The sequence below is a fragment of the Pantoea sp. R102 genome (assembly GCF_004916815.1).
GTDB lineage: Bacteria > Pseudomonadota > Gammaproteobacteria > Enterobacterales > Enterobacteriaceae > Pantoea > Pantoea dispersa.
In genome coordinates, this window is the sequence record NZ_SDFT01000092.1 from 1 (window position 1) to 25,624 (window position 25,624).

Consider the following 25,624-nt stretch of genomic DNA (forward strand, 5'->3'; position numbering starts at 1 on the left):
GCGCGTCAGCCAGGCATCGTGTGCGGTTTCATCCAGCACTTTTTTCATATATTGCGTGATGTGGCCTTTGCCGAGATCGGTGGTGTGCATGAGCACAAATCCGCGCTTGCGATACATATCAATCAGCCAAGGATGGCTGATGGCGGTACCGAGCGAAACTGCCGGTGCGCGTAACTGGCCGCGTAAAATTTCCTGCTCCAGGCGATCCTGAACCTGGCGGCCAAACTGCTGCCCCGCATAGTCCGGGTGAGCACCAAACCAGCCGATATGCGGCAGGCCGAACGGACCCGGCAACGGGCCCCATGGATAACGCACGGTGACCGAGGAGACCATCACGCCCTGGGCATACAGCGCATACACGCCGTGGCTTTGCAGATGCCGCAGCGTCTTTTCGCGGTCGGCGGTGGCCGCATCAAATTTGATCCCCAGCGCCAGCGTGGGCGCATAGGCGGCATGCATCAGCGCCTGATAAGTGTCCACTTCGTCTTCTGTGACCTGACGAAACTCAAGTGTCATAGCTATCCCCGGAAAACCGCCCGGCGGGCGATAAATAAAGAAGGCTCAGAGTAGCAGTAAAGCGCTGACGGGCTATATGTGAAATCCGGATAAGCTAATGCAAATTTGTGAAAATGAAATGGCGGCTTTTTCATTGCACAAATCGCCATTTACCGTAGTATGCATAAAATACATAGCGCTATAACTATTTCGCATTAATCCTCTGAAATATAACAATTTTGTTATGGCGTTTTTCCTAATCAGGGTGACAACGTGTTAGCGATTAAATCTCCGCGTGCCTACGCACACGAACCGGGACTGCGTGCGCGCACCGGCGAATTCATTAAACCTTATGCTACGCATATCCGTATTTTCACCTCTCCGCGCGCCTGGCAGGCGGTTAATCCGCAATTAACGCAAAGTCTGGAAACCTGTGGTATTCGCTGGGAAATCGAGTATTTGCACGGCGAATGCACCGACGCGGCCATTGATACGCTGAAAAGCAATCTGCAACAGCAGCAGGCTGAACTGCTGCTGGCAATTGGCGGCGGGCGCGTACTGGATGCGGCTAAAGCGGTCGGCAGCCAGTTACCGGAAATCACCGTCGTCAATTTCGCCACCGTCGCGGCGACCTGTGCCGCCTGGTCGCCGGTGGCGATTATTTATGACGCGCAGGGCGGCCACGTGCGCAGCCAGCCGCTGGGCAAAATGCCTGAACTGGTACTGGTAGACAGCGAAGTGATTGCGCAAAGTGATGTGCGTTACCTCAAAGCGGGCATTGTTGACGCGCTGGCTAAATACTACGAGTTCTATCCTTATCTGCGGCACAACCCCCACGATCTCGCCCTCGATCTTAAAGTGATGACCGCGCAGCGCGCGCTGGATGTTTATCGCCAGCACGGTGCCGCCGCCGTGCTGGCCAACCAGCAACAGCAGGTGACGCCGGAACTGGTGAAGGTGATCGATGCCAGCATTGTGCTGGCCGGCCTCGCCAACAGCGTGCGTGACGTGCTGCCAACGCCAGGCTTTGCCCATGCGATTCATAACCGTCTGACCCATCAGCCGGAGCTGCACCACTGGCTGCACGGTGAAAAAGTCGGTTACAGCCTGCTGGTGCAGTCGCTGATTGAGCACGACGGTGAGCCGGACGCCGCGCTGCTGGCGCTGCTGCGACAGTATGATATGCCGCTGACCTTAGCGCCGCTGCACGGCGATCGTCGCGCAGCCATCAGAAGCATTGCTGAACAGATCAAATTCCCGGCGGCCAGCGCCGAACGTCTGCCGTTCCGCATCAGCGCGGATGCCTTAGAGCTGGCGCTGCTGGCGACCGAGAACGCCTTTTAATTGTTATTGACCCTTTTATTGACCAGGAAAAAATATGGCTACTTCATCTTCACGCCGCATCCGTTTAGGGCTGTTTGTACAACCGGTTGGACAGCACGTGAGCGGCTGGCGGCTGACGGAAAATCTGGGCGATCCGACGGATATTGACTGGCTGATCACCATCGCGAAAAAAGCCGAAGCCGGCAAGTTTGATCTGTTCTTCGTGGGTGATGCACTGGCGACCAGCATGTATCGTCTGCCTTCCACCATGGCGCGTCTGGAGCCGTTAACGCTGCTGTCGGCGCTGGCGGTCAACACCAAACGTATTGGCCTGGCGGCGACCGCCTCGACCACCTTCAGCGACCCGTTCACCATGGCACGCAGCTTCTCGTCGCTTGACCACATTAGCCGCGGTCGCGCCGCCTGGAACGTGGTGACGTCGTTCTCTACCGATGTGGCGCGTAACTTCAGCCGCAGCGATATGCCTAATCATGCGGAGCGCTACGCGCGCGCGCGTGAATTCCTTGATGTCACCTATAAGCTGTGGGACGGCTGGCAGGCGGGGGCGGTGCAGCCCAACAAAGAGACCGGTCAGTACTTCATTGATGACAAAATTCAGCCGATTAACCACGTCGGCGAGCACTTCCAGGTGCAGGGCCCGCTGAACATTACCCGCTCACCGCAGGGGCGTCCGGTGATTATCGAAGCCGGTTCTTCCAGCGATGGGCAGAAGCTGGCCGCAGAAACCGCCGAGGTGATTTTCACCGCCTCGGCCAGCCTGGAAGAAGCACAGAGCTTCTACCGTTCGCAGAAAGATCAGGTGATTGCCGCCGGACGCAATCCGGATCACGTGGTGATCATGCCTGGCGTGATGCCGATCGTTGGCCACACGCGCGAAGAAGCCAAAGCGCTGTGGAAAGAGCTCAACACGCTGGTTGATATCGACAACGGTCTGCGTCAGCTCTCGCTGCGCTTCAATATGGATCTGAGCCAGTATCCGCTCGACGGTCCGGTGCCGGAAGTGCCGCTGGGTGAAGGCAACCAGAGCCGCGTGAAACTGATGACCGACATGGCGAAACGTGAAAATCTGACGCTGCGCGAACTGGCCGCGGTAACCGCCGGATCGCGTGGTCACCGGGTAATCGTCGGTACCGCGCAGGATATTGCCGATGACTTTGAGCTGTGGCTCAACGAGGGCGGCGCCGATGGTTTCAACATCATGCCGGCGATCATGTCCGAGCAGCTGGATTTGTTTGTGGAGTTGGTGATTCCGGAACTGCGCCGTCGCGGTCTGTTCCGGGAAGAGTACGAGTTCGCCACGCTGCGTGAAAACCTCGGCCTGCCGGTGGTGTGAGAGACAGACAGGAGCGAAACATGATCACCCTATCGAAGCGCGTACAGTCTGTGTCGCTCTCGGCTAACGCGGCGGCACGCCAGCTGACGCGCCAGCTAAAAGAGCAGGGCGTGGATATTCTTGACCTCACCACCGGTGAGCCGGATTTTGATACGCCCGCGCACATCCGTGCCGCCGCCAGCGCCGCGATGGATGGCGGTGAAACCCGTTATACGCCGACCAATGGCACCACCGCGCTGCGTAAAGCGGTGCAGGCCAAGCTGGCGCGCGAGAATCAGCTGCAGTACGCGCTGGAGCAAATCTGTATCGCCAACGGCGCAAAACAGATCATCTTCAACGCGTTTGCCGCGACGCTAAACGACGGCGACGAGGTGATTGTGCCCACGCCATACTGGCCAACTTTCCCGGACAGTGTGCGTTTCAACGGTGGCGAGGCGGTGCTGCTGCCTTGTCCGCTTGAGCAGCAGTACAAGCTGCAGCCGGCGCAGCTGGCGCAGGCGATCACTGAGAAAACCCGCTGGCTGGTGCTGAACAATCCCGGCAATCCCTCTGGCATGGTGTACAGCGCACAGGAGTTGCAGGCCCTGGCGACGGTGCTGCGCGATCATCCCAATGTGCTGATTATGCTGGATGAGCTGTACGAACATATCCTGTTTGACGATCGTCAGCACGTTAGCCTGCTGCAGGTGGCGCCGGATCTGGCTGAACGCGTTTTGCTGGTGGGAGGCGTGTCGAAAACCTATGCCATGACCGGCTGGCGCATTGGCTTTGCTGCCGGACCGCAGCCGCTGATTGATGCCATGGTGGTGGTGCAGTCGCAGAACAGTTCTGGTGCCAGCGCCATCAGCCAGGCGGCGGCGGTTGCAGCCTTTAACGGTGGGCTCGATTTCCTGCCACCGCAGCGCGCCGCGTATCAGGCGCGACGCGATGTCATTGTGCAGCAGTTGCAGCAGGTGGCCGGCATTGAAGTGCTGCAACCTCAGGGCGCATTTTTTGTCTTTTGTCGCTGTGCTGGTCTGTTGGGAAAAACCCGGCCTGACGGCGCCGTACTGCATGATGAACAGGATGTGCTGAATTATCTGCTGGAGAGCGGTGTGTCCGGCGTGGCGGGCAGTGCTTACGGCCTGTCGCCGTATTTCCGTTTGTCGATCGCCACGGATATCGATAGCGTTGAGGAGGCGGGTAAACGCATTGCGCGCGCCTGTGCAGCGTTAATCTGACGGGCGGGTGTGGGAAGGCGTAATAGCCTGATCACCTCGCGGCACACTTCATGAAAGGATTGCATGAAAGGATTGCATGAAAGCATTTCGGGTGCCGCGATACAGGGGCGGTGATGCGGCAATTAGCCGGTTCCGCCCCGATTTCCGGCGACTGGATTAAATCAGAAAATCATCCAGCGAACCGCCAGCGTCAATCGCTGACTTTATCGGCGAGGGAGTACGACCCTGACCGGTCCAGAATTTCTCATTACCCTGTTCGTCGGTAAATTTATACTTCGCCGGACGCGGTGCACGTTTTGCTTTGCTCTTCGTTTCACCCTGGTTTAATTGCGCCAGTTCATTAATTGTAATGCCGTCTTTGCGCAGCATCTCTTTATATAACGCCAGCTTCTCTTCTTTTTCGCGCTGTGCAGCACTCTCTGCAGCCGTCTCTTCGCGGCGTTCGGCGACCACCACGGCAAACTTCTCCAGCATTTCGTTTAATACCGCAACCTCAATATTACGTGCTTCAGCACGCAGCGTACGAAGATTGTTCAATGCCTTGAGTGCATCGCTCATGTATAAACCCTTATTACTGATATCACTGATTTGAAAGCGTGCATTCTACGGCAATTTTATTCAAATGGAAATATTCACCCGCCGACAGATTTGTCCGGAAATATGCCCCGACCTGTACAGTTTTTGATTGGGCGTAAAGATTTTTGTCTATTCATTGATTACGCATAAACATGTTAGCGACTGATTTAATATTGCCAGCCACCTACGTTAAGCCGTTCATTTAACATCACAGCATCTCACACAATATACGTCACGGCGATTTACAGCTTAATAAATGGCGTCATGTAAACAACGCAGCGATTGCTGCAGGGATTAAAAGCGTAACTGGTCCACCTTAGCGCAGAAAAGGAAACTTTATAAACACCTTTCCTATTGGCAGCGTAATTATAAATCAATGGCGGTGACCGGGTACGAAGCTGGTACATGCGTGGTGTTCAGATGCCATAGCAGGATGCAGGCACAACCGTTCACGCACCGGTTGACTGAGATTAAGGATGATTTCAGGCGTGATAGTTTCCTGTAAAGCAGTATCAGTGCCGTTACTCCCTGAAGCATAAGATTTTTTCGCAGTGTAAAGGCGTCAGAAAGGCCGTAACAATTTCTTGCAATGTTAATCTTAATGCGTATATTTCTCATTTGCTTTCTTAACCACATGCTCACCACAAAATAACGATAAGCCGATTGAGGAATATTATGTCTTGCAAAGAGATGCGCGTCAGGGACGCTGGTCTTGCGCCGCAGCGCGCGCTGCGCCTGTCACTGCTGGCAGTGCTGGTTGCCTCGGGTGTCGCTCAGGCGGCCGATACGCAAAACAGTGAGGCCACCCTGACCGTTGATGCCAGCGCCAGCGCGGAAGCGCAGCAGACGCAGGCCGCAGCGGATTACAGCGTACCGGTGACGCGGGCCGGCACCAAAATGGCGCTGACCGCACGTGATATTCCCCAGTCGGTCACCATCATCAGCAAGCAGCGCATGCAGGATCAACAGCTGCAGTCGCTGAACGACGTACTGAGCAACACCACCGGCATCCACGGTGTGGCCGCCGATATGGACCGCATCAATTACTATTCGCGCGGTTTTCTGATTGATAATTACATGACCGACGGCATTCCGACCGCGTTTGCCCAGCGCTGGAACCTCGGTGATGCGCAGACCGATACCGCGCTGTACGAGCGCGTCGAAGTGGTGCGTGGCGCAACGGGCCTGCTGACCGGACCGGGCAATCCTTCCGCCGCCATCAACATGGTGCGTAAACATGCCGACAGCAAAGAGTTTACCGGTAGCCTTGAAGCTGGCTATGGCAGCTGGAATAAGCAGCGTTACGTCGCCGATCTTTCTGCACCGCTGTCACCGGAAGGCAACGTGCGCGGTCGCCTGGTGGCCGGCTATGAAGACAAAAACAGCTTCATTGAACGCTACGGCGCCGATAAGAAGTTTATCTACGGTGTGGTCGACGCTGACGTGACGGACGCCACCAGACTGTCTGTTGGTTATGAATTCAGCCAGGTGAACACGGATTCACCGATGTGGGGCGGTGCGCCGCGCTGGTACACCGACGGCACGCAGATCCACTCCCGTCGTGGCTATAACACCGCGCCAGAATGGGCTTACAACAACAAAGAAAATAAAAAGGTCTTTGTTAACCTGCAGCAGAACTTTGATAACGGCTGGAACATCACCCTTAACGGCACGCACAACGAGATGTTCCTCGACAGCAAACAGCTGTATCTCGACGGCTACTTCGATAAAACCACGGGCACAGGCGTTTCTGGTTATGCCGGCTATCCGGTGGTGGGCGGAACCGGCTACAACACCGGCAAACGTAAGGTGGATGCGGTAGATGCCTTCGCCAGCGGTCCTTATGAACTGCTGGGCCGTCAGCATGAGCTGATGGTCGGGGTGAACTACAGCCGTCAGGACAACAAATACTACAGCGCATGGGCCAACATTTCGTCAGCCGAGCTGGGTAACTTCAACCAGTTCAACGGTGACTTCCCGGAAACTGACTGGAACCCGCGCGAACCGGCGACCGACACCCAACTGGTGCGGCAGAAATCCGCCTACCTCGCGACGCGCATCAATCTGGCCGATCCGCTGCACCTGATTGTCGGGGCGCGCTACACCAACTGGAACCGCCAGACGCTGACGGCGGAAATGGAGAAAAACAACATCACGCCTTACGGTGGGGTGATTTGGGACTTCTACGATAACTGGTCTGCCTACGCCAGCTACACTTCGGTGTTCCAGCCGCAGGATTATCAGGATGCGTCAGGCGCTTATCTCTCGCCGGTGATTGGCAAAAACTACGAAGCTGGCGTGAAATCTGACTGGTTCAACAGCCGTCTGACCACCTCGGTATCGATCTTCCGCACCGAACTGGATAACGTCGGTCAGAGCACCGGACAGACCAATGCACAGACCGGTAACACCATTTACGTGGCGAAGAAGGGCGTGGTAAGTCGTGGCGTCGAGTTTGAGGTGAATGGGGCGCTGACCGATAACTGGCAGATGACCTTTGGCGGGACTTCGTATGTGGCGGAAGACGCCAACGGCGATCGCTATAATTCACAGCTGCCGCGCACGTCGTTCAACCTGTTCACCAGCTATCGCCTGCCGATGCTGGACCAGCTGACGCTGGGCGGCGGTGTGAACTGGCAGGCGGGAACTTACGCGGATATTAGTGGCCCGGATGGCAATGGCACCTGGCGCACCCGACAGGGCAGCTATGCGCTGGTGGATCTGTTCGCGCGCTACGACGTGACCAAAAACCTCAGCCTGCAGGCCAACCTGAATAACCTGTTCGACAAAGAGTACGACGAAAACGTCGACAGCACCGGCATCGTCTACGGCGAACCGCGCAATTTTATGCTGTCCGCGAAATACCGTTTCTGATCATTAAGCCCGTGCCCAAAGCGGCACTTAACGTTCCCTCTCCCTGGGAACAGGCCGCACCTGACATTCCCTCTCCCGCGTGCGGGAGAGGGTTAGGGTGAGGGGAAAACTGCACCCTCCCCAACCCATGCACCTCAGCATCCCGCCGCAATATAATCCCCGTTGGCACTCATCGGCACCACGGTAAAAAACAGCACCAGCGCAAACATCACCAGCAATATCCCACCGGCGATCCGTACCGCTCTCAGCAGCGATGCCGCCTGCGGCGAGCGGTCTGCCAGCCACAGCTGCCCGGCGCGCTGACGGTAATGCTGCACAAAAAGTGCCAGCGCCACCAGCGCCATGCCGGTACCGAGCGCCATACTCATCACCGCCAGCATACCCCAGCGCGTAATCCCGATGACGCTGGCGAACAGCAGCACCGTCAGCGCACCGCTGCACGGCCGCACGCCGGTGGCAATAATAATACCCGTCCAGCTTTTCCAGTCGCTGCGGTGCCCAGCCGCGACGCCATGCGCGTGGCCGCAATGATCATGATGATGCTCCGCTGGCGGCCTGCGCCAGGCTTGCAGCAGCATCATCACGCCCAGCCCGGCAATGAACACAGCGCTGGCTTTCTCCAGATACCAGCGGCTCAGGCTGAGATCGCCGGTGGTCAGGTTAAAACCAACCGCGAGGATAAAGACAAAGGCAATCGCGCTCAGGCCCTGCACCAGGCTGCCCAGCAGCGGCACGCTCAGCGCTACGCCGCGCGGGGGCTGATGGGTGGTCAGCCAGGTGGTAACGATAAATTTACCGTGTCCGGGACCCACCGCGTGCAGAATGCCGTAAATGAAGGTCACAGCCAGCAGCCACAGTCCGGCACTGTACTGGCCGCTATTGATTTGCAGTAAATGGGTAACCAGCAGCCGGTGCAGCTGAATCTGACTTTGCAGCGCCCATGCCTGAAAAGCGCTCCAGTGCAACGACAGCAGCGTCAGCGCGCTCAGCAGCAGCACGCTCGCGCAGAGAAATCCGGTTTTGGTGGCGGTCATAGTAATGAAGAAAGTGGTCCTGAATGTCACCAGCATGCGGATTTCTGCCGCGTTGTAAAGCCACGGCGGTTAAACGGCTGCCGCTCTCCGCATCGTGACGCATTCCCCTGCCTTGTGCAGCTGTCTATAATCTGCCGACAATTTCTCACGGATGCCTTTTATGTCTGCTGATTCTCCTTTGCTGGCGGTACAAGACGTCACGCTGGCGGTGCAGGGGCGCACCTTGCTGGCGCCGGTATCACTGCAGCTGTACGCCGGTGAAACGCTGTTGCTCACCGGCCCGTCCGGTAGCGGCAAAAGCACGTTGCTGAAAATTATTGCCTCACTGCTGGAGCCCGATAGCGGCCAGATCCTGTTTCAGCAGCGGGATATTCACACGCTGAAAGTCGAACATTATCGCCAGCAGGTCTCCTACTGTTTCCAGACACCGCAACTGTTTGGTGACACGGTCTATGATAACCTGGCGCTGCCGTGGCAGCTGCGTCAGCAACAACCGTCGCGCGAGCAGCTGGTGGCGGCGTTGCGCAGTCTGCATTTATCCGCCGACATGCTGGACAAAAACGTTGCCGGACTCTCTGGCGGTGAAAAACAGCGGGTGGCTTTGCTGCGCAATCTGCAGTTTCTGCCACAGGTATTGTTGCTGGACGAAGTGACCAGCGCACTGGACGAGCCCAATAAACAACGGGTTAACCAGCTGATTGCCGCGCTGGTGGCGGAAAAAGGGCTGGCGGTGATCCGTATCAGCCATGACGTACAGGAGATTGATGCCGCTGAGCGTATTCTGCGGCTGACCCCACCCGCAGCGGGAGAACAGTATGAATCAGCATAATATCAGCGACAGCTCGCTGCTGCTTTCACTCATGCTGGTGCTGGTAGCGCTGCTGATTAGCCAGAAAGAGAAGCTGGGGATGAGCAAAGACATTCTGTGGAGTGTCACGCGCGCCATTATCCAGCTGGTGATCGTCGGTTACGTGCTGAAGTCAATTTTCGATGTCAATAATGACTGGTTGACGCTACTGATGGTGCTGTTTATCTGCGTCAATGCAGCGCTGAATGCGCGCAAACGCAGCCGGCGGATCGATCATGGTTTTATCATCGCGCTGGTGGCGATTACCAGCGGTACGGCACTGACACTAACGGTGCTGCTGCTGAGCGGCGCCATTGCCTTTGTTCCCATGCAGGTAATCCCCATTTCCGGCATGATTGCCGGTAACGCCATGGTGGCGGTCGGACTGTGTTTCACCAACCTCAATCAGCGCTTTAGCGACAACCAGCAGAAAATCATGGAGATGCTCAGCCTGGGCGCGCCGATCAAACGCGCATCCGCCGGGCTGATGCGTGACAGTATTCGTGCCGCGATGATCCCCACCGTTGACGGCGCGAAAACGGTGGGGCTGGTAAGTCTGCCAGGCATGATGTCCGGGTTGATTTTCGCCGGGATCGATCCGGTTAAGGCCATCAAGTACCAGATCATGGTGACGTTTATGCTGATTGCCACCGCCAGCCTGTCGACCATCATCGCGGCGTATCTGTCCTACCGTCGCTTTTACACCGCGCGGGCGCAGCTCAAACCGTAGATTACGCCTGAAACCGCAGCGCCACGCCGCTGGCCTGTTCCGCGCTGACCACGATGGCATCCGACTCTTCGCGGAAAGGCACATCGCCCAGCAGCAGGCTGGCTTTCACCCTGCGTAAGTCGCTGCTGCGCAGCGTCAGCGCGGCCATACGCGCACTGCCGTCATAATCTGGCGGCAGGCCGGTAAAGCGCTGCTTCACATAGTGCGCAGCGGCAAAGCGCACGGTGGCCACGCCCGCTTTCAGCACAAACGCGCCCTGCTGGCAGGCGGTGAGCTTATCGGCACCAAATAAACGACTGTAGGGCAGCGCGGCGGCTGCCGGATCCTGGGCCACCACCACAAACTCAATAATATCGGTCACCGCGTTGGGATGCTGCTGCCACACTGGCTGCCAGACCGCCTGCGGTGTCTCATGCTGGCAGAAAAAACTGCGTCCGTTTGGCACCAGTGCGGGGCGCAGGCGAACGGTGCGAAAACGCGCCTGCTGTGCGCTGCCATCCGGCAACTGCACCGGTCGGTAAAAACTGGCGGCGGGATCGCCATCAATATCCTGACTTTCCAGATAGCGCCACACTGCATCGGCATCGCCGGTTTTCCATACCAGACCGCTCAGGCCCGTCGGTGCCTGCCAGATATCCTGACGCCGGTGCGCACGCCCGGCTTCATAGCCCAGCAGTTCCAGATAATTATCACCAAATACCGCCAGATGATTACTGGAGCCCAGCGAATGATGGCCGCGTGGCGTGAGCTGGAAACCGAGCCGGCGATACAGCGCGCTGGCGTCATCCAGCCGATCGGCAACATTGATCACTGCATGATCGAGCTGTGGAACGGGTACCGGTATCGCCATTATCTGCCTCCTGGTTCGCATCATTACGATGACCGCGGTGTCGCGCTGCGTTCGGCTTCGCGTTGCGGTTGCCAGGCGAGCTGCGCTTCGGCGCCGAACGCCCGGGCAATATGTCTGACCAGCGTCGCGGCCTGCGCCGATGATCGCTGGCGCGCGCTGGCATCCTCGCTGTGCAGCACGCCTTCCACGACGACCTCTGGCGGCAGCACGTTCCAGCTGTTGCCACCCTGAAAGCGTGTGACATTCAGGCCGGCGGCCGCCAGCGCGCTGACGATGTGGCTGCCGGTAACGATACTGTCGATGCCCTCATGCGGACGTGCAGCGTGAGCGCCTTTGCCGTGAATGGTGATATGAAAATGGTCAGTAAACGCTGCCGGTGTGGCAGATAACGTGTGTGTCATGGTCATCCCTGCGGCTGTTCGGGTAAGAAAGGTTCGCCCAGCGTTAGCATCAGGCGGTTGGCCCAGGCAAAAAATGCGGCGGACTGGATCAGGTCCAGCAGCTGCAGCGTATCCAGTCCTTGCTCGCGCAGCGCCTGCAGCTGGGTCTGGCTGCTGGCGACCGGGGTTAGCGATAAGGTGGCGACAAAATCGATAATCGCCGCCCAGCGCACGGACTGGCCGTGTGCCAGCTCGGCACCCGGCGCGACATTCAGGAGTTTCTGCACCGCAGTCTCATCTTTTGACAGCTGACTGGCTTTGCGGGCATGCACGGACGCGCAGTAAATGCAGCCGTTGACTTTACTCACTACCGTAGCCGCCAGTTCACGCTCGGCGCGAGGCAAACCGCCCGGCGTATAAAAAATGCCTTTATCCGTCAGCGTGCGTTGTTCCAGCAGCGGCAGATTGCGCGCCAGCAGACGGAAATAGTCGGACTCGCTATGACCGTTTTTTGCCAGCGTCGCCTGTTCTTCCGCCGTAAACTCGCTGAGCGGTTTGGCTGCCAGCCACGGCTCCCAGCCCAGCTCCTGCTGGGTAAACGCGGTGAGCGCAGTCTGACCGCTGGCCGTGAGCGGGGCGCTATGCCATTTGCCGGCCACCGCATGGGGCTGGGCGCGCGATGCTTCACCGCTCAGCAGGAGCAGGCCGGTCAGCAGGCGACTCTGAAAGCTGACAAATCCCACCAGCTGCGCTAGCGTGACGATGCCGCGCAGCGTCCAGCCGGCATGACGCAGCGTGGTCAGTTGTTGCGGTGTGGCGTCGACCGGATGCAGGCTCAGCAGCTCAGCAAAGGCGCGACCGGCGGCAAAGCGCGCATCTGCCGGGCTTTCGCTGGATTGCTGCTGATAGTGTGCCTGCAATGACGTGACGCCGTGCCAGCCGGCGACCTGCCCGGCGAGCGCGTAGCGCTGCGCCAGCGGGAAATCGTCGTCATCCTGGCCAAACAGCACCTCATAGCTGCCCTGAGCGTGTCGGGTCGCGGCCTGACGCACGTTGCGCGCCTCTGCCAGTTGCGCCGCCGGGTCGATATCGGCCAGCGCCGCCAGTAAATCTGTAGCCTGAGACATGGTTTCTCCTGTTAAGCGGTACCCAGCGCACGCAGCGTGGGGGCAATATGTTCAGCAATTAACGCCACCGAACGCAGCGTATCGGCGTGCGGCGGATCGATAGAGTGCACCTGGAAGGTGATGTCGGTGGCGCGCGTCAGCGTGCTGTCGGCCAGCAGCGAAGCCAGCACCGCGTCCGCATCGCCGATATGCGCATCGAGCTGGCGCGCGTGGCTCTCCAGCGTGCTGCCGGTGATGTCGTGCCCTGCCTTGCGAAACTGCTCCGCCTGGCGCTGCAGACCGGGCGCGGCAAGGCGGCGCGCGTAGTCGTTCGAGTCGGCAACAAACGCGGTGCGTGAAGCCAGGATGCGGGGCGCCACGCCCGACGGCAGCGCCGCGAGATAAGCATCGATCATCGGGTTTTGCAGCTGCTGCAGCGACAGGTCCGGCTGGCCCGCCGGCCGCGGCTGGGTACGCGATAACATCAGCCCGTGACCGGCCTGGCCGGCACGCGTCGCGCCTGCAACGGAAAAGGTGGCGATCCACACGCGCTGCGCCAGCGTGGGAGCCGGCGGATAGAGATGATTGTCCGGATGGGCCAGCGTGTCGCCGCGCCACGCGCTGAGCAGCGTATGCAACTGGTCGGCAAACACGCCGGCGCGCTGTTCGCTGGTCAGGCCAAACGGCAAAAATGAGGTTGGCGTGCCGCCGGAGCCGAGCCCCACCTCCAGTCGTCCGTCGCTCAGCAGGTCCAGCACCGCCGCGTCTTCGGCCACGCGCAGGGCATTTTCCAGCGGCAGGGTGATGATGCCGGTGCCGAGGCGGATATGACGGGTGTGCGCGGCCACGTGGGCAAGAAACACCAGCGGTGAGGGCAGCCCGCCTTCTTTTTCATGAAAGTGGTGCTGCGCGATCCATGCACTGTCAAATCCGCAGCGTTCAGCGTGCTGAATTTGTTCCGTCGCCAGCCGGTAGCGCTGTTGCGCCGTGGTGTCGTCGAGCAGGCGGGTAAAAAAACCGATGCGTTTGCGCGTCATGCAGACTCCTTAATCAGCGGACGGAAAACCGGAATGGCGTCAATTAACGCGCGGGTGTAGGGATGCTGCGGTGCATTGAACAGTGTGACGGTGTCACCTTTTTCAACCACTTCGCCGGCGCGCAGCACGGTAACGCTGTGTGCCAGCCGTCGTACGGTGGCTAAATCGTGGGTAATAAACAGATAGGTGAGGCCCAGCTCGCGCTGTAACTGTTGCAGCAATTGCAGAATCTGCGCCTGCACCGTGACGTCCAGCGCTGACGTTGCCTCATCCAGCACCAGGATCGCCGGTTGCGGGATCAACGCCCGTGCGATGGCGACGCGCTGACGCTGGCCGCCGGACAGCTCGCGCGGCTTGCGCGTCAGCAGATCCAGCGGCAGTGCCACCCGCTGCGCTACCTCGTGCACCCGCTGCTGGCGCGCGGCGGCGCTGAGCGAGCCAAAGTTGCGCAGCGGTTCTTCAATGATGTTAAACAGCGTCTGGCGCGGATCGAGCGAGGCGAACGGATTCTGGTAAACAAACTGGATTTTGCGCCGCAGCTGACGCAGCGCTTCGCCGCGCAGGCTGCTGGCATCAATGCCGTCAATCACCACTTTGCCGCGATCGGCGCGTTCAAAGCCAAGCAGAATGCGCGCCAGCGTGGTTTTGCCGGAACCGGATTCACCCACCAGCGCGTGCGTCGTGCCGCGTGGCACCGTCAGGCTGACCGCTTTCGCCACCGTCAGCGTCTGCTGCCTGCCAAGCGCAAACTGTTTATCGATGGCGTTGAGCTGAATCGCTGGTGTGGAAAAACGGGCTGCGGACGGATAAGGCAGAGCAGTAGCGTCGGGCACCGCGTCCTGTAATAGCTGGCGGGTATAAGGATGCTGTGGCGCGCTGACCAGCGTCGCTGCGCTTCCCTGTTCCTGGATCTCGCCGTGACGAAACACCAGCAGACGGTCAGCGCGTTCCGCGGCCAGCGCCAGGTCGTGGGTGACAAACAGCACGGCGGTGGCGAACTCACGGCGCAGCTGGTCGAGCAGATCGAGAATGCGCTTTTGCACCGTGACATCCAGCGCGCTGGTCGGCTCATCGGCGATGATCAACTGTGGTTGCAGGGCGAGGGCGATGGCAATCAGCACGCGCTGCTTCATCCCGCCAGAGAGCTGATGCGGATATTGATGCAGGCGCTGCTCAGGATGGCTCAGCCCAACTTTTTGCAGCAGCTCCAGCACGCGCTGCTGGCGCGCGGTCCGGCTAAGCTTCTGATGCAGCTGCAGGATCTCGCCAACCTGATCGCCAATGGTCTTCACCGGATTAAGCGAATTACCGGGATCCTGCGGCACCAGGCTGATATGCACGCCGCGCACGCTGTCCATGTGCCGGGATGACCAGCCAGCGATATCGGTGCCGTTCAGCAAAATTTTACCGCTATCGCGCCGGGCATTGTCCGCCAGCAGACCGATAATCGCCTGGGCCGTGGTGGTTTTGCCTGAGCCGGATTCACCGACCAGCGCCACCATTTCGCCCGGCTGCAGGGTAAAGCTCACGTTATGCACCACTTCACGCCACACGCCGCGCTGGCGATAGCTGAGGCTGAGGTTTTCCACGCTTAATAGCGCTGTCATGCGTCACCTCCTGCCAGCTGACGGCTGACGCGATTCGCCGCCAGCACCACGGCGACCACCACCACGCCGGGAAAGGTAGTCAGCCACCACGCGGTAGCCAGATAGTTGCGGCCTTCGGCGATCAGCAAACCCCATTCGGGGGTCGGTGGCGGCGTGCCATAGCCGAGAAAGCTGAGGGTTGAGAGCGCCAGAATGGCCTGACCGAACTGCAGTGCGGCGAAGGCAATCACCGCGGTCAGCGAGTTCGGGACAATGTGGCGCCACAGTACCTGCCAGAAACGGCCGCCACTGCCGAAAGCCGCTTCCACATATTCACTGCGGCGTACCCGCACCACTTCGCCGCGCGCCAGCCGGGCAAAACTGGCAATCGAAGCGATGCCCACCGCCAGCGCAGCGTGCACGGTGCCAAAACCCAGCAGGATCAGCAGGCTTAATGACAGCAGCAGCGCCGGGATTGAAAGCAGCACATCAACCAGTCGCATCAGCGCCTGTTCAGTGCGGCCGCCCACGGCCCCGGCCAGGACGCCCAGCGCGGTTCCGCCAGTGAGCCCCATCGCCACCGCCGCGACCGCCGCAGAGAGCGACTGCGAGGCGCCATAGACGATGCGCGCCAGCAGGTCGCGTCCGAGTTGATCGGTGCCGAGCCAGTGCGCACTGTGCGGCGCTAAGCGCTGCGCGCCGGCAATGCCTTCGGTCGGGCTATAGTGGGTGAACAGTTGCGGTGCCACGGCCGCCACGAATGCCAGCGCCAGCACCGTCCATGCCAGCCACAAGCCGGGCTGCAGGCGACGTGCACGATCGCGCCGTAAGGCCGGCTGTCCCTGACGTGCGGTAGAGTAATCGACCAGACTCATGAATTTCCTCCGGCTACGGTTTGCAGACGTGGGTCGAACAGCGGCATCAGCAGATCGACCAGCAGGTTGATCAGTACAAACGCCAGTGCGGAGATCATCACCACCGCCTGTAACACCGCCACATCCTGATTGTTGACCGCCTGCTGGGTCAGCTGACCGATGCCGCTTAAGCCGAACACGGTTTCGGTAATCAGCGCGCCCGCGATCAGTTCCCCCAGCAGCAAACCGGCCACATTGAGCACCGGCAGCAGCGCGTTACGCATGATATGGCGCCACAGCACGTGTTGTGCGCTGGCACCTTTGGCGCGGGCCACGGCGACAAACGGCTGAGTAGCAACCTGATCGATGCTGCGCAGCAGAATCTGGGCCAGTGGGGCGGAGATGGGCACGGCGACGGTCAGCACCGGCAAAATCAGCCCCTGCAGGAGCGAGGGGTTGATCACCGGGATCCAGCGCAGTTGAAAGGAGAACAGCTGAATCAGCGCGATGCCAAGCCAGAACGTCGGCAGCGAAATAAACAGTGCCGGCAGCGACTGCAATAGCGTACGCAGCAGGCGCAGCGCAGGCAGTCGCGCCAGCGCCGCCAGTGCGAAGGCCACCACGCAGGCAACGGCAAATCCGGCCAGCGCCAGCTGCAGCGTGGCGGGCAGATTGCTGCGCAGCAGATCGCTGACCGGCACACCTGCCTGCACCGAATAGCCAAAGTCACCGCGCAGCATCGCCAGCAGCGTATGCAGATACTGCTGCCAGATCGGGCTATCGGCACCGTAGGCCTGGCGCATCTCTGCAATTTGCTGCGGGCTGAGACCCAGATCCGGATTCTGGAACTTGATCAGCACCGCATCGCCCGGCAGCACCTGCAGCAGCAGAAACGACAGGGTAAACGCCGCCCATAACACCAGCAGGCTTTGTCCCGCTCTATGCAGCAGTGCGTGTCGCATCATCATCCTCTCAATGTTTTTCCAGCCATGCGCCGTAGAACGACGGTCGGCCTACGGCTTCAAAGCTCACGCCCTTCAGCCACGGCGCGCCGGCAAACACCTGCGGCTCTTCAAAGATCGGGATCACATAAGCCTGATCCAGCAGATAACGCTGGGCGTCTCCGGTGAGCGCCAGACGTTTCGCCGGATCGACTTCGGCCGAGATCGCCACCAAAAGCTTGTTGAGTTGGTCGTCACGGAAATGCCGGACTTTGTCGCTGGAGCCGCCTTTTTGCAGCAGCGCATCGCGGTTGGCGGGATAAAACATGCTCTTCACCACGTCCGGGTCGGCGCGGCCCACTTCCGAGACCGTGAGCGGGGTTTTTAGCGGATCGAGGTTGTCCAGCGTGCGGCTGCCGGCGTCACCGGCTTTCACCGTGAGCTGGACGCCAACCTGACGCCACTGCTGGGCCACCAGCTGCAGCACTTCTTTGTTCTGCGGCTGCGGCAGCGATTCATACACGGTCAGGGCCAGCTTTTGCCCCGCTTTGGCGCGGATGCCGTCGCTGCCGGGCTGCCAGCCAGCCTCATCAAGCAGTTGCCTGGCGCGGGCGGGATCATATTTCAGTTTGTCCGCGAGGTTGACATACCCGGCGGCCGAGGCGGCGAGTACCGAGGTGGCCTGCGGATAGTTAGGTGAAAACAGGGTTTGCACCACCTGCTGCGCGTTGGTCGCGTGCAACAGCGCCTGACGTACGCGCAGATCGCTGACCAGCGGGTTATCCGGGCGGAAGCTGATGCTGTCGTTGACGCCACGCGTCGGCGCAGCGTAAACCGGGAACGCCTGCTGCTGTGCCTGTTTTTCGTCATACGCCTGCACCTGGCGAATAAAATCGGCCTGACCGGCCAGCAGTGCGCCGATGCGCACGCTATCTTCCGGTGTGACGATAAATTTGATGCCAGCCAGATTCGCCGGTCCCTGCTGGGTGCTGTTTTTCGGTCCCCACTGGTAATCTTTGCGCGCGGTTAAATCCACTTCCCGCCCGAGCTTTTCATCGCTGACCACAAACGGCCCGGAGCCAATAATATGGCGCGCATCGCCGAGCTGGTCGAAACTACGTTGCAGCGTGCTGAGCGAAACCAGCCCGGAGCCAATGGTTGCCGTGCCCTGTAAAAATCCAGGTGAGGGCTGTTTGAAATAAAACTTCACCGTCTGGGGATCAATCACTTCGCTGCGTTGGTAATTATTAATCACTTCAGACACCGGCAGGCGCTGGGCTTTATTACCGAGTCCGTAAGTATCAAAGTTTTTCGCCACGGCATTCGCATCCAGCGGTGTGCCATCGGAAAAGGTGACGCCAGGGCGAATTTTAAAAGTGTATTCCGTTTTATCCGCGTTGCTGCTCCAGCTTTCGGCAATCCACGGTTCCACCTGCAGCGTTTTCGGATTTTGCCACGTCAGTTTGTCGGTGATCTGATTGAGAATGCCGCCGTTGGGATAAAAACCCCCGGCCGGCGGATAAAGATTGGTATGTGCCTGCTGTTCCAGATAAATCAGCGTGCCGCCTTTGACCGGCGTCTCCGCCGCGTGGGCGCTAAATATCCCTGTCAGCAGGGCTAAGCTCAGCGCCCGCAAGTGAAAATGCGTCTTCATGATGATTTCCTTTGTTATCAAGTGCCCGGTGGGCTGAAATCATCATCAAATGTGCAACCCGTGAGTTGAACCAATGAATTGCACTAAGCTTTTGCGAAAATAACAAAAGCGGAGAATTAATTTTATGCCGCAATTACCGGGTTGTTTTCCTGGCCCGATAAAATTGTTTTTTCTCAGCCTGAAAACCTGCACTGAGGTTATTGCTGCTGCGGATCATTACCGGCTCGCGTAATGTTAACCCGACAGAAAGCGAAATCCGCTTTACGAAAAATCAGGCTTTCATCCACGGTATTATGACTATTTCTCATTTCCTGAATCGCTTTGCCGATTTAGTTGTTTTACGAAATATAAATCTCCCCGCCACACTAAGCGCCATATTCATCGCAACCCTATTCATCGAAATAAGGAACAGGCGCATGTCATACCGACTGAGTTTGCTCGACAAATCACCGATTGCAGCAGGTGAGAGCGCCACGCAGGCCCTGCATCGCACACTGCAGCTGGCTCAACGCGCGGAAGCCTGGGGTTATCACCGCTTCTGGCTGGCGGAGCACCACAACAGCGACCAGCTGGCGAGTCCTTCGCCGGAATTGTTGATTGCCTGGATCATTGGCCAGACCCGGCATATCCGCGTGGGTTCCGGCGGCGTGATGTTGCAGCACTACAGCCCTTATAAAGTGGCGGAAAACTTCAACCTGCTGGCTGCGCTGGCACCTGGACGTATCGACCTGGGCGTGGGGAAAGCGCCCGGCGGGCTGCCGCTTTCCACCCGCGCGCTGCAATTGGGGGTGCACCAGCAGGAGAAAGGCAGCTTTGCCGAACAGCTGGCGCTGCTGGATAGCTGGCTCAGTGTGCCGCCGGTGGGGGATGAGGAGATCCTGCGCGCCACGCCGCAGCCGCCGCGTCCGGCCAATCGCTTTCTGCTCGGAGCCAGCGAAGCGAGCGCCCGACTGGCGGCAGAGCTCGGCTGGCAGCTGGTGTTCGCCGCACACCACAACGGCGATCCGCAACTGATGGCGCAGGTGCTGAACAGCTATCGCCAGCACAGTCAGGGTCAGCGTGCGCTGGTGGCGGTGCAGGTGGTGGTGGCGGATTCGCCGGCAGAAGCTGACCTGCTGGTCGACACACTGCGTATTTATCACGTCAGCGTGACGGGCGGACAGAGCGTTAACGTCGGCAGCATTGAACAGGCTGAGCGCTATGTGCGTCAGGGCGGCTTCAGTGACTACGTGATTGAGCCACGCACGCCGTCGCTGCTGAAAGGGACCGCGGCACAGGTGCACGCGCAGCTTGATGCGCTGCACCAGCGCTACGGCATTGAAGAGTTTGTTATTGATACGCCGGTGGCGGAGGAGCAGGCGCGGGTGAAATCCCTCGAACTGCTGGCGACGCATCGTCTGGTTAGCGCCTGACCGGGAGGTCCTGTGACGATAGTAAACGAACAGCAGCTGATTGACTGGCGGCGCGAGCTGCACAGCTGGCCGGAACTCTCCGGTCATGAAGTTGAAACCAGCGCGCGGCTGCGCCGCTGGCTGCAGCAGGCTGACGTGCGCCTGCTGGATTATCCGCTGCACACCGGCGTTGTGGCGGAAGTGGGTCAGGGCGCGCCTCTGATCGCCCTGCGTGCCGATATTGATGCATTACCGATCCATGAAGCCACCGGGCTGCCTTTTCGTTCACGGCAAGCCGGCGTCATGCACGCCTGCGGTCATGATGTGCACAGTGCGGTGATACTGGGTGCCACGCTGCAGCTGAAAGCACAGGAAGCTCAGCTAGCGGGGCGGGTGCGCATCCTGTTCCAGCCTGCGGAAGAGATTGCCCACGGCGCGCGCCAGTTCATCGACGCGGGGGTGCTGGATCAGGTGCAGGCGATTTTTGGCATGCACAACGAACCGGGTTTGCCCACGGGCACCTTTGCCACGCGCAGCGGTGCGTTTTATGCCAACGCCGATAAATTTGTGGTGCGCGTGCACAGCACCCGCGCGGACGTGAACAGCATCCTGGTCGCCAGCCAGATTATTCAGGCGCTGCAATCCCTTACCAGCCGCAGCTTTAATACGCTGGACAGTCTGGTGCTGAGCGTCACGCGGATTGATGCGCACAGGCACGACGGTCAGCCGACGGCTGAAGCGGAATTTGGCGGCACGGTGCGCACGCACGATAAACAGGTGCGCGCGCAGCTGGAGCAGCGTGCGCGCGAGGTAGTGGTCAATATCGCCGCCGCCAGCGGTGCCACGGCCACCTTTAGCTGGCATCCGGGGCCGCCGGTGCTGGAGAACGACGCCCACTGGGCTCAGTTTGCCAGTCAGGTGGCGCAGCAGGTGGGTTATCAGGTGCAACAGGCTGAGCTGCACCTTGGCGGCGAAGATTTCGCTTATTACCTGCAGCAGCTCCCGGGCGCGTTTGTCAGCATTGGCAGCGCCAGTGAATTTGGCCTGCATCACGGTGGCTTCAACCCCGATGAAGCGCTGATCGCCCCGGCGGCACACTACTTTAGTCAGCTGGCGCAACAGGCATTGCAGCAGCTAAACGCGCGATGTCGCGACGCCATCATTAACTGATTTTCTTCCATTTCTGGCAGCGCTGTACGGCGATAAGGCTATCGCCGACAGGCTGCGCCATGAGCAAAGAGAGACGATTATGACTGCAAGACAACTGCGCCTCGGCACCATTCTGCACGGCGCATCCGGCAACATGTCCGCCTGGCGTCATCCGGAGGCGCAGGCGGATGCCAGCATCAGTTTTGATTACGCCCGCCGTATCGCCCGTAAAGCCGAGGCTGGCAAACTGGATTTCCTGTTTGTCGCCGATGGCCTGTTCATCAATGAGAAATCGATCCCGCACTTTCTTAACCGCTTTGAACCGCTGACGCTGCTGTCGGCGCTGGCCGGCGTCACCGAGCATCTCGGCCTGGTCGGTACGGTGTCCACCTCCTACAGTGAGCCGTTCACCGTCGCCCGCCAGTTCGCCAGTCTCGACCATCTCAGCGGCGGGCGCGCGGGCTGGAATGTGGTGACATCGCCGCTGGAGGGCTCGGCAAAAAACTTTTCGCGTCAGCAGCATCCCGAGCATGCGCTGCGCTACCGCATCGCCGACGAATACCTGCAGGTGGTGAAAGGGTTGTGGGATTCCTGGGAAGAGGGCGCGTTTGTGCGCAATAAAGCCAGCGGTCAGTTCTATGCGCCTGACAAACTGCACACGCTGAATCATCACGGTGATTTTTTCCAGGTACAGGGGCCGCTGAACATTGAGCGCACGCCGCAGGGCCGGCCGATTATCTTTCAGGCGGGCGCCTCGGAAGATGGCCGCAAGCTGGCGGCGCGTCATGCCGATGCCATCTTCACCCATCAGCCAACGCGCGAAGAGGCGCAGGCGTTCTACCGGGATGTGAAGCAGCAGCTGGTGGCGAACGGGCGTGAACCGGGCGATCTGCACATTTTCCAGGGCGTCAGTGTGATCGTGGGGGAGGATGACGCAGACGTCGAGCGCCAGTACCAGACCACCGCGGCGCTGGTCTCGATTGAGGATGCACTCAACTACCTTGGTCGCTTCTTTGACCATCACGACTTCTCGCAGTATCCGCTCGACCAGCCGTTCCCGGACATTGGCGATATTGGCCAGAACAGCTTCCGTAGCACCACTGACGAAATCAAACGCAAAGCGCGCGAACACGGCCATACGCTGCGCCAGGCGGCGCTGGAAGCCGCGACGCCGCGTCCGCTGTTTCACGGCACGCCACAGCAGGTGGCGGATGGTCTGCAGCTGTGGTTCGAAACCGAAGCCACTGACGGTTTCATTATTCAGGGCGGCACGCCGGACACCTTCGAGCGTTTTGTTGATCAGGTGATTCCGGTTCTCCAGGCGCGCGGCCTGACGCGTCGCGAATACCCGGGCAGCACGCTGCGCGCCAGCTTTGGTCTGAAACAACCGCTCAACCAGTTCACACCACAATAACGATGAGAAAACACGCTATGCAGAAAAAATCCCTGATTGTGCTGCTGTTACTGAGCCTGAGCAGTGCGGCACTGGCCGAGGACGTGGCCGTCAATGGTCAGCAGGTGAGCCTTGCCGCCAATAAAACGCCCATCAACACGCCAGAGAATCCTGCCGCCGTGGCGCAAATTCCGGCGGGCCACAAATTTGCCGTGCCGGGATCGTTCACCGTGGCGGTGGCGGCACTCAACTCGCCGCCGCTCACGGTATTCAGCGACGACAATAAAACGCTGCTGGGCAGTGAGGTGGATATCGCGCGTCTGGTGGCCGACAGCCTCGGGCTGAAGCTCAACATCGTGCCCACCTCGTGGGAGGACTGGCCGCTGGGCGTGGCATCGGGCAAATATGACGCGGCGATCACCAACGTGACGGTGACCAAAGATCGTAAACAGCGTTTTGATTTTGCCACCTACCGTAAAGATTCGCTGGGCTTCTATGTGAAAACCAGCAGCCCGATTACCTCGCTGAGCAAGGCAGAAGATATTGCCGGCCTGCGCATCATCGTCGGCTCCGGCACCAATCAGGAGGCCATCCTGCTGGCCTGGGATAAAGAGAATCAGGCTAAGGGGCTGAAGCCTTTCACACCGGTTTATACCAAAGATGACGCTGCGCAGACGCTGGCGCTACAGGCCGGGCGCGCCGACGCTTACTTCGGCCCTAACGTGATTGGCGCGTGGAAAGCGGCGCTGACCAAAAAGACCCGGCTGGTGGGTAGCGTGGACGGCGGCTGGCCGAAGGCGGCGCACATCGCGGTGACGGTGAAGAAAGACAACGGGCTGGTGCAGCCAATCAACACCGCGCTCAACGGCGTGATCAAAAACGGTGACTACGACAAAGTGCTGAACCGCTGGGGTGAAGGCGTGGAGCGTCTGGATCGTTCCGAGATCAATCCGCCCGGGCTGGGCGATTAAGGAGGCGGCATGAGCCAGCAATTTTTCCGCGAAGTGTCACCGGAAGCGCCGGAGCTGCAACCGATTCTTGACGGTCTGTTTGGTGAATATGCAGCACGCTACGGCGATTTCTTCAGGAAGCACAATGAAGTTGAGCTGACCGAGTGGTATCTGCCGCCGCGCGGGCTGTTCATCGTGCTGGAGCGCGACGGTGAGATCATCGCCATGGGCGCCTACAAACCGTGGGATGCTACCACCGCTGAACTGAAGCGCATCTGGACGCGGCGTGACCTGCGCCGTCAGGGACTGGCACTGCTGATCCTGCAGGAACTGGAGCGCCGGGCGCTACGCGCAGGCTATCAGCGCGTGTTTCTCACCACTGGTTTTCGTCAGCCGGAAGCGGTACAGCTGTATATCGGCCACGGCTATCAGCCGCAGTTTGAGCTGCGCGAAGATATGGAGATTTACGGCCAGCCGCCGCACGATGGCCGGCTGCGTTTTCTCAAAGTGATTGATGTGCACAACGTGGCGCAGGCCAGCTAAGGAGAGCCACCATGAGTAAGCAACAACCTTTGACCGTGGTGCCGGCACGCTATCCGGCGCGTACCGCCGGTGCCATCATCGCGCTGTTTATCCTTGCGGCGGTGATCGATTCCGTGGCCTTTAATCCGCGCTGGGAGTGGAGCGTGTTTGCCCGCTGGTTTTTCGATCCGGTGATTCTTAATGGCCTGGGACAAACGCTGCTGCTGACGCTGTGCGGCACGCTGCTGAGCCTGATATTCGGCGGCCTGCTGGCCCTGGCGCGGCTCTCGTCATCGTGGCTGCTGAGCACGCTGGCGTTTGGCTATATCTGGCTGTTTCGCTCGCTGCCGCTGATTGTGGTGCTGATCATTCTGTATAACTTCTCGTACCTGTACGATACGCTGTCGTTCGGTATTCCGTTCACCGCCCTGTCGTGGGGGCACTTCCAGACCATCAACGTGCTCGGCCAGTTCCCGGCGGCGGTGATTGGCCTGACGCTGGTGCAGAGCGCGTACAGCGCGGAGATTATTCGCGGCGGGTTTCTCGGTGTCGATCACGGTCAGTTTGAAGCCGCTTCGGCGCTGGGATTATCGTCGTCGCGTCGCACGTTTCGCATCATTCTGCCGCAGGCGCTGCGCGCGATTATTCCCACCACCTTTAATGAGATCATCAGCCTCGCCAAGGGCACCTCAATGGTGTATGTGCTGGCGATGCCCGAGCTGTTTTACACCATCCAGATGATCTACAACCGCACCCAGCAGGTGATCCCGCTGCTGATGGTCGGGGCCGCCTGGTATCTGATCATCACCACCGTACTGTCGCTGCTGCAGCACAGCGTCGAGCGCTGGCTGGCACGCAGCGTCACGCGTGAACCGCAACCTTCGCGCTGGCGCCAGTGGCGCAACCGCAGCGTGAACCCCGCCGTCAACGAGGAGCTGTCTCATGTCCGAAGCCATTGATTACCGCTATCTGCATACCACCGGCGCCATCAGTATTACCGGCGTCAGCAAGACGTTTGGCCGGCATAAAGCGCTGGATGAGGTGTCGCTTGAGCTGGCTCCCGGTTCGGTGACGGTGATCCTTGGGCCGTCCGGTTCTGGCAAATCGACGCTGCTGCGCACCATCAATCATCTGGAGCGCGTGGATGAAGGCTTTATTCAGATCGATGGCGATTACATCGGCTACCAGCGGCGCGGCGATAAACTCTATGAGCTGAAAGAGAAGGCGATTTTGCGGCAGCGCATCAACGTCGGCTATGTGTTCCAGAACTTCAATCTGTTTCCGCACCTGACGGTGCTGGAAAATCTGATTGAAGCGCCGATTGCCCGTCTGTGCGAACGCGCCTTCCAGACCGGCCT

At 59.5% G+C, this 25,624-nt stretch carries 24 protein-coding genes; 13 read left to right on the forward strand and 11 right to left on the reverse strand.

What is annotated here, in order from left to right; all coding sequences use genetic code 11:
• A partial coding sequence (locus tag ERD80_RS10780) for a GNAT family N-acetyltransferase (protein ID WP_136546865.1) occupies nucleotides 1–516 on the reverse strand: 516 nt, incomplete at its 3' end.
• Nucleotides 517–768: 252 nt separating this feature from the next.
• Between ERD80_RS10780 and ERD80_RS10785 the strand changes: the two genes are divergently transcribed.
• The 3 genes from ERD80_RS10785 to ERD80_RS10795 are packed head-to-tail and all read left to right on the forward strand — an operon-like array spanning nucleotide 769 to nucleotide 4,392.
• Nucleotides 769–1,839, forward strand: coding sequence for an iron-containing alcohol dehydrogenase family protein (locus ERD80_RS10785; protein WP_136546867.1), 1,071 nt, complete (start codon nucleotides 769–771; stop codon nucleotides 1,837–1,839).
• Nucleotides 1,840–1,873: 34 nt separating this feature from the next.
• Entirely contained in the window at nucleotides 1,874–3,172 is a 1,299-nt protein-coding gene (locus ERD80_RS10790; RefSeq protein WP_136546869.1) for an LLM class flavin-dependent oxidoreductase, read from the forward strand.
• A 20-nt stretch (nucleotides 3,173–3,192) separates the two neighbouring features.
• Nucleotides 3,193–4,392, forward strand: coding sequence for an aminotransferase class I/II-fold pyridoxal phosphate-dependent enzyme (locus ERD80_RS10795; protein ID WP_136546871.1), 1,200 nt, complete (start codon nucleotides 3,193–3,195; stop codon nucleotides 4,390–4,392).
• A 156-nt stretch (nucleotides 4,393–4,548) separates the two neighbouring features.
• Here the strand turns inward: ERD80_RS10795 and ERD80_RS10800 are convergent, their stop codons facing one another.
• Complete coding sequence (locus tag ERD80_RS10800) at nucleotides 4,549–4,950, reverse strand: H-NS family nucleoid-associated regulatory protein (RefSeq protein ID WP_021509031.1); 402 nt, start codon at nucleotides 4,948–4,950, stop codon at nucleotides 4,549–4,551.
• Between the two features lie 693 nt (nucleotides 4,951–5,643).
• On the opposite strand from ERD80_RS10800, the gene fhuE reads away from it, so the two are divergent.
• Nucleotides 5,644–7,842 (forward strand): ferric-rhodotorulic acid/ferric-coprogen receptor FhuE, encoded by a 2,199-nt coding sequence (fhuE, locus tag ERD80_RS10805; RefSeq protein WP_136546872.1) that lies wholly within the window; start codon nucleotides 5,644–5,646, stop codon nucleotides 7,840–7,842.
• A 134-nt stretch (nucleotides 7,843–7,976) separates the two neighbouring features.
• Here fhuE and ERD80_RS10810 read toward each other — a convergent pair whose 3' ends face one another.
• Nucleotides 7,977–8,876 (reverse strand): nickel transporter, encoded by a 900-nt coding sequence (locus ERD80_RS10810; RefSeq protein ID WP_136546885.1) that lies wholly within the window; start codon nucleotides 8,874–8,876, stop codon nucleotides 7,977–7,979.
• Between the two features lie 160 nt (nucleotides 8,877–9,036).
• Between ERD80_RS10810 and fetA the strand changes: the two genes are divergently transcribed.
• Together fetA and fetB are read left to right on the forward strand one after the other, a co-directional pair.
• Nucleotides 9,037–9,705, forward strand: a complete 669-nt coding sequence (gene fetA, locus ERD80_RS10815; protein ID WP_136546874.1) for an iron ABC transporter ATP-binding protein FetA — start codon at nucleotides 9,037–9,039, stop codon at nucleotides 9,703–9,705.
• Complete coding sequence (gene fetB, locus ERD80_RS10820) at nucleotides 9,692–10,453, forward strand: iron export ABC transporter permease subunit FetB (RefSeq protein ID WP_021509035.1); 762 nt, start codon at nucleotides 9,692–9,694, stop codon at nucleotides 10,451–10,453. The genes fetA and fetB overlap by 14 nt, the downstream gene beginning before the upstream one ends.
• A 1-nt stretch (nucleotide 10,454) precedes the next feature.
• On the opposite strand, the gene ERD80_RS10825 is transcribed toward fetB, so the two are convergent.
• From ERD80_RS10825 to ERD80_RS10860, 8 genes are read right to left on the reverse strand one after another with little or no spacing between them, the layout of a single operon-like run.
• Entirely contained in the window at nucleotides 10,455–11,303 is an 849-nt protein-coding gene (locus ERD80_RS10825; RefSeq protein WP_104093340.1) for a VOC family protein, read from the reverse strand.
• 23 nt (nucleotides 11,304–11,326) lie between these two features.
• Nucleotides 11,327–11,704, reverse strand: coding sequence for a peptidase dimerization domain-containing protein (locus tag ERD80_RS10830; protein ID WP_158251401.1), 378 nt, complete (start codon nucleotides 11,702–11,704; stop codon nucleotides 11,327–11,329).
• 2 nt (nucleotides 11,705–11,706) lie between these two features.
• Nucleotides 11,707–12,810 (reverse strand): alkylhydroperoxidase domain protein, encoded by a 1,104-nt coding sequence (locus ERD80_RS10835; RefSeq protein ID WP_104093338.1) that lies wholly within the window; start codon nucleotides 12,808–12,810, stop codon nucleotides 11,707–11,709.
• 11 nt (nucleotides 12,811–12,821) lie between these two features.
• Nucleotides 12,822–13,826 (reverse strand): putative FMN-dependent luciferase-like monooxygenase, encoded by a 1,005-nt coding sequence (locus tag ERD80_RS10840; protein WP_021509049.1) that lies wholly within the window; start codon nucleotides 13,824–13,826, stop codon nucleotides 12,822–12,824.
• A complete protein-coding gene (locus ERD80_RS10845) occupies nucleotides 13,823–15,433 on the reverse strand; it encodes an ABC transporter ATP-binding protein (RefSeq protein WP_136546876.1) in 1,611 nt (536 codons plus the stop codon). Before ERD80_RS10845 ends, ERD80_RS10840 begins: the two co-directional genes overlap by 4 nt.
• Nucleotides 15,430–16,287, reverse strand: coding sequence for an ABC transporter permease (locus ERD80_RS10850; protein ID WP_058770236.1), 858 nt, complete (start codon nucleotides 16,285–16,287; stop codon nucleotides 15,430–15,432). Before ERD80_RS10850 ends, ERD80_RS10845 begins: the two co-directional genes overlap by 4 nt.
• Entirely contained in the window at nucleotides 16,284–17,228 is a 945-nt protein-coding gene (locus ERD80_RS10855; protein WP_211145582.1) for an ABC transporter permease, read from the reverse strand. Before ERD80_RS10855 ends, ERD80_RS10850 begins: the two co-directional genes overlap by 4 nt.
• Before the next feature lie 10 nt (nucleotides 17,229–17,238).
• Nucleotides 17,239–18,861: a TIGR04028 family ABC transporter substrate-binding protein gene (locus ERD80_RS10860; protein WP_058775930.1), complete on the reverse strand. Its 1,623-nt coding sequence runs from the start codon at nucleotides 18,859–18,861 to the stop codon at nucleotides 17,239–17,241.
• A gap of 416 nt (nucleotides 18,862–19,277) precedes the next feature.
• Here ERD80_RS10860 and ERD80_RS10865 point away from each other — a divergent pair, with 416 nt between their 5' ends.
• From ERD80_RS10865 to ERD80_RS10895, 7 genes are all read left to right on the forward strand, one after another.
• On the forward strand, nucleotides 19,278–20,273 hold the full coding sequence (locus ERD80_RS10865) for an MsnO8 family LLM class oxidoreductase (protein ID WP_058770234.1): 996 nt from the start codon (nucleotides 19,278–19,280) through the stop codon (nucleotides 20,271–20,273).
• A gap of 12 nt (nucleotides 20,274–20,285) precedes the next feature.
• Complete coding sequence (locus ERD80_RS10870) at nucleotides 20,286–21,422, forward strand: amidohydrolase (RefSeq protein ID WP_136546877.1); 1,137 nt, start codon at nucleotides 20,286–20,288, stop codon at nucleotides 21,420–21,422.
• 76 nt (nucleotides 21,423–21,498) lie between these two features.
• A complete protein-coding gene (locus ERD80_RS10875) occupies nucleotides 21,499–22,815 on the forward strand; it encodes an LLM class flavin-dependent oxidoreductase (protein ID WP_211145583.1) in 1,317 nt (438 codons plus the stop codon).
• 17 nt (nucleotides 22,816–22,832) lie between these two features.
• Nucleotides 22,833–23,765, forward strand: a complete 933-nt coding sequence (locus tag ERD80_RS10880; protein ID WP_058781522.1) for an ABC transporter substrate-binding protein — start codon at nucleotides 22,833–22,835, stop codon at nucleotides 23,763–23,765.
• A gap of 9 nt (nucleotides 23,766–23,774) precedes the next feature.
• A complete protein-coding gene (locus tag ERD80_RS10885; protein WP_021509059.1) occupies nucleotides 23,775–24,287 on the forward strand; it encodes a GNAT family N-acetyltransferase in 513 nt (170 codons plus the stop codon).
• An 11-nt stretch (nucleotides 24,288–24,298) separates the two neighbouring features.
• On the forward strand, nucleotides 24,299–25,225 hold the full coding sequence (locus ERD80_RS10890) for an amino acid ABC transporter permease (RefSeq protein ID WP_136546881.1): 927 nt from the start codon (nucleotides 24,299–24,301) through the stop codon (nucleotides 25,223–25,225).
• The coding region (locus ERD80_RS10895; RefSeq protein WP_136546883.1) for an ATP-binding cassette domain-containing protein at nucleotides 25,209–25,624 on the forward strand (416 nt) is incomplete at its 3' end. The genes ERD80_RS10890 and ERD80_RS10895, both read left to right, overlap by 17 nt.